Origin of the sequence: Campylobacter sp. BCW_6871 (assembly GCF_001762325.1) — a bacterium.
GTDB lineage: Bacteria > Campylobacterota > Campylobacteria > Campylobacterales > Campylobacteraceae > Campylobacter_D > Campylobacter_D jejuni.
This window is the reverse complement of sequence record NZ_MJWQ01000076.1, coordinates 921-1,628: the sequence shown is the minus strand read 5'-3', so window position 1 is coordinate 1,628 and position 708 is coordinate 921. Positions and strand designations below refer to the sequence as shown.

1 pseudogene is annotated in these 708 nt (G+C 26.8%); it reads left to right on the top strand.

Annotated features, from left to right (window positions below):
• Positions 1-708: pseudogene (locus AJ930_RS10665) on the top strand (motility associated factor glycosyltransferase family protein); the annotation flags it as partial.

Below are 708 nucleotides of genomic sequence, written 5' to 3'. Positions count from 1 at the left end.
GTAAATGAACCCTTAGGAAATAAACTTTTAAATTTCATACAAAATAAAACTTGTTCTCGTTTTAATATAGATGAAAATTTAAATATCTTTGATAAAACTCATAATGTTTTCATGTATGAAAACTTAGAAGAAGAATTAAATTTTTTCTATCAAAGTATTTTAGAAAAAACTCCTAGATATCCTTTTATATGTATTTATGGTATAGGCAATGCTTTGCTTATTAAAAATTTAGCTAAACACTATAAACATCTTTTTGTATTTGAAAGTGAAATAGAACTTTTTATCCTAGCTTTAAGTGCATTGGATTTGAGTGAAGAGCTAAAAACTTATCAAGTGATATTGTTTGATGCAGCAGCCAAGGATGTGGAAATTCATATTGCTATGGTTTTTGATCAACAAAGCATTTTAGAGTATTTAAGTTTATATGAAATGTTTATTAGCTCGCATTATTATCTTAAATACTATGAAACTTCTATTTTATCTTTGAATGAACTTTGTATTAAAAGTGCAGCTGTAGCAATAAGAAATGCAGATATTTCTTGTTTTTTACCTTTGCTAACACATGGACAGTTTTTACAAAACATCCCTTCTATGCTTGAAAGCATTCCTTTTCAAAGAATCTTAAGTGAAAGAAAAAACAAATTCGAAAATGCTATAGTAGTTTCTGCAGGACCTAGTTTAGCTAAACAACTTTCTTTACTTAAAGCT